Raw genomic sequence first — 3,625 nt, 5'->3', positions numbered from 1 at the left:
GATGGCGCACTTGCGCGGTTGAGGCGGGACGATCGCGAGCACCCGCACAACTCGGTATTTCAAGCGGCTCGGCATCCCGCGACCCTGACCTGTTATCAAAAGTTATGGTCGGGGCGACTGTCTAAAGTAGACATTAAGTAGATGTCGCGGCCCGACAGGCCCCCATACATGCCCATACGTGCGGAATTCCTCGACGAGGCCGCGCGTGCCGGTGTCGCGGACTGTGCGACACCATTGGTGAATTTGACGCCGGCGATGTCTGAGCAGCTCAAGAGTAAGGCGACAGTATCGAGGTATCTGCCACGGCGGGAGGCACGCGACGCTCGATGCGGATCTGCTGGAATGGATTATGCGGAGGCAGCTTCGAGTTGCCGCGCCGGCTCCTGGTGCGGCGCAGCATCTGTTCCCGCGCCAGCGCCGGCCGGTCATGTTCCTTGAGGCCGAGCGCGGTGGCTTCCGTAAAGGCGTCGATAAATGCCAGCAGGTGGGGCCGTGGTCTTGCGGCGCTGCCGCAGCATGCGAGCGACTAGAGGGTGCCGAGCCAGGGTTGATGCTGGAGTGGACTGATGTCTTCCCAGGCGTCCGAGAGCATCGCAGCAACACCACTTGATGAGATAGGTTATCGTGCTATATATGTAATCATCCTCACCAACCCAGCGGAGTGGAATATTATGGCACATACCAATGACACCATTGAGCTATCGGGATTTGGCGCGCTCACCGGAACTCCGAAGGAGGTTGGTGACCAACTTGATCGGCTGACTGCGGAGCAAGTCATAGCACTAACGTTCGAGCATGGGAGTGAACCTGCAGTTCGCGCCCTTGCGGACACGGTCGTCAGCATCGCGCCTCTGGTCCGTACCATCCTGATGAGTCGCCAACGTGAAGCCATTAACTCAATAATCGAGGCCCTGGTCCCTCAGGTGCCGCCCCCGCAGTACATGCTTGTCGAGGCGCGGATGACGGCCGAGGCGAGAAAGGCAGTGCTGGAGAGCGGCGATTGGCTGACCGCTCCCCAAATCGCCAAAATGGCTGGATTCAGCACAAGCAACCCGAGTGCGCAGCCACACAAGTGGAAGAAAGAAGGCCAGATCTTTGCGGTTCGGCATCGGGGCGTAGACTATTTCCCTGGGTATGCTCTGGATTCCGCCGCTGGATATCGGCCTATCAAAACGCTCGCTAAGGTTCTGAGCGTCTTACACGAGAAAAAGGACGACTGGGGACTCGCCTATTGGTTTGCATCGGTCAATAGCTTCCTTGGGGGCAAGCGTCCGCAAGATGTGCTCCCTGCGCAACCCGAGCGCGTTCTTGCAGCCGCCGAGGATGAGTTGGTAGGCGCACTCCATGGCTAAATCAAAGATTGGACGGGGACCTGGGACTCCAGTTCCCGTTCCATCGCACGATTTGCAGGATATCATCACCCGAACGATATGGCCGGCGGACCAAGTTATCCATCGTATCCATTTGAATCTCTATGCCGGCGTCGAGTTCAATCCAGGCCTGAAAGGCAATGCCCGTTTCAGCCCGATCAAGAATGCAACTGGGGCCAATATCCCAACTCTGTACGGCGGCACGACCTTTGACTGCGCGGCGATGGAAACCGTCTTCCACGATGTGCCATTCGCGCCGGGCCTGAAGACCTACGACAAGGTGAAACTGGCGGATCAAGTCTATTCGCAGGTGGCGCCGCAGGGCGAATTGGTCTTGGCTGATCTGAGCGTCACAGCGCTGAGGAACCTCGGCATCAAGCGCAGCCAGATCATCGACACCGAGAAGGACCGCTACCCAGCAACACGCCCCTGGGCTGAAGCCATTCACGTACAATGCCCAGATATCCAGGGACTTTGCTGGATTTCTCGGCAGGACGACCGGGCTCTCGCCGTGATGCTGTTTGGCGATCGAATTCCGGCAAGGACGTTGGTGCAGTCCGGCGTGTCGCTCGATTTGACCGGGGTTTCTGACGTCTATTCCGAATTGCTCGAACTCGCCGATCGTATCGGCGTAAAGATCGTAGGCATCAGCTTCTGATGGCGGGACAGGAGATCATGGCAATTCTGGGGGCAGCAACGAGGTAGTCGCTGACCTCCCCAGCCGCGCCTTCCGGCAACCGTCTGATCAGAGTGTGCCGTTGCGGTCATGGCCGCGCCGAAGGCGGAGGGACTGTTGCGGGTAAAAGCCGTCCGTATGCGCCGTGCGCTGGCGGCTGTCGAGCTGTTCGACGTGATTCAATGGCGCGGTTTGCGCGGAAATTTTGCAGCCCCGGGGCCTGCAGAGCGCGATCAAACTGGCGGTGCGCGCCAGGCCCATCCGCGGCCGCAAGAGCAGGAAGGCTGTGACCGCCGATATTCTGGCCGCCCTCTTGAAACATGCGCCGGTGACCGTCTCGTCGACGTCGGGGATCGCGCGATTCTCATCACGGCCTTCGCCTGCAGCGGCCGGCGTCGCAGCGAAATTTCTGCTCTTCGCGTCGAACAGCTGGTCGACGAAGACCCGGTTCCGGCCGATCCCAACGCTCCCGGCGGCGATAAATTGCCGTGCCTGTCGATACGGCTCGGCCGCACAGAGACGACGCAAGCCGACAGCGACGCTTTCGTGCTGCTCGTCGGCCGGCCTGTGCTGGTCTTGAAGGACTGGCTGGAACGCGCCAGGATCAGCGACCGCGTCGTGTTTGGCGGCATCGACCACTGGGGCAATCTCGAAGCGCGCGTCCTGACGCCGCAGGCCGTCAATCTGATCCTGAAGCGGCGCACCGCCGAGGCCGGGCGCTCGATCCGGAAGCCTTCTCCGCCCACAGCTTGCGCTCCGGCTATCTCACCGAAATCGCACGCCGCGGTATTCCGCTGCCCGAAGCCATGCAGCAGTCGCAGCATCGCTCCGCGCAGCAGGCCTCAAACTATTACAATGACGCGGAACGCACGCTCGCGCGGGCGGCGCGGATAATCGCCTGAGTCGCAATTCGATCCGACCCTTGCGGCGTTAGCTCCAGACAATTGGTTCCGAGGCAGCCGGCCTTCCGGATCGATCACCTTGACCTGGTGCGGGAGCCCCTCGCCCCAGCTCCATAGCACGAGGTTCTGATCGGATGTGCCGGCACCTGGGGCGAAGCTGGGCACGAGAATGCCGAACTTGCCTTCAGCAACCAAGCGGTCGTGGATGCTCCATGACGGCGGCCGTTTGCCATCGGCGAGAAAATCCATCCAGGCACAAGCCATATCTTCGAACTGGGCGTCGGCCTGGCCTTGCGCCGTCCTCAGATCGACAATGTCGCCCCCGAAACCGGCCAAATGCACGCACAACGTCCAGTTCTCCCGATCGGCCGCCCATTGGCGATCCCCGCGTCTCGACCGAGGATCGGGCGACCGACGCCCGACGAGGTCAAGGCGGCTGGCTGCCGCCTCGCCCACCAGGAGCACGGCTCCGGCGCCTCGCCCTCCCGGCCGGTCTGGCGAAGCTGATGCGCGAGATAGCCGTATGTGGGACACGCCGCTATGCGATATAGCGCCCAGAATCTGTCAATGCCGCTCGAATTTTCCCCAAAAGTGGAGTGCGCCCCTCGGACCGGACAGGGTGAACAAGCAGAATTGACTTGGAAGCCGGGCTTTCGAAGGATGGAAGCCCATGGTGA

General features: G+C 61.2%; 3 protein-coding genes and 1 pseudogene. 3 read left to right on the top strand and 1 reads right to left on the bottom strand.

Going from position 1 to position 3,625, the window contains the following annotated elements; genetic code table 11:
* The first annotated feature begins 566 nt into the window (after window positions 1-566).
* From NKH67_RS33790 to NKH67_RS33780, 3 genes and pseudogenes are all read left to right on the top strand, one after another.
* On the top strand, window positions 567-1,352 hold the full coding sequence (locus NKH67_RS33790; RefSeq protein WP_352475101.1) for a hypothetical protein: 786 nt from the start codon (window positions 567-569) through the stop codon (window positions 1,350-1,352).
* On the top strand, window positions 1,345-2,028 hold the full coding sequence (locus tag NKH67_RS33785; RefSeq protein ID WP_352475100.1) for an RES family NAD+ phosphorylase: 684 nt from the start codon (window positions 1,345-1,347) through the stop codon (window positions 2,026-2,028). Before NKH67_RS33790 ends, NKH67_RS33785 begins: the two co-directional genes overlap by 8 nt.
* A 198-nt stretch (window positions 2,029-2,226) precedes the next feature.
* Window positions 2,227-2,948: pseudogene (locus NKH67_RS33780) on the top strand (tyrosine-type recombinase/integrase); the annotation flags it as partial.
* On the opposite strand, the gene NKH67_RS33775 reads toward NKH67_RS33780, so the two are convergent.
* A complete protein-coding gene (locus tag NKH67_RS33775) occupies window positions 2,889-3,290 on the bottom strand; it encodes an RES domain-containing protein (RefSeq protein ID WP_502893851.1) in 402 nt (133 codons plus the stop codon). The pseudogene NKH67_RS33780 and the gene NKH67_RS33775 overlap by 60 nt on opposite strands.
* Window positions 3,291-3,625 lie beyond the last annotated feature (335 nt).

It is taken from the genome of Mesorhizobium sp. M0968 (genome assembly GCF_040319065.1).
Taxonomy (GTDB): domain Bacteria; phylum Pseudomonadota; class Alphaproteobacteria; order Rhizobiales; family Rhizobiaceae; genus Mesorhizobium.
This window is presented reverse-complemented; position numbering and strand designations above follow the sequence as displayed.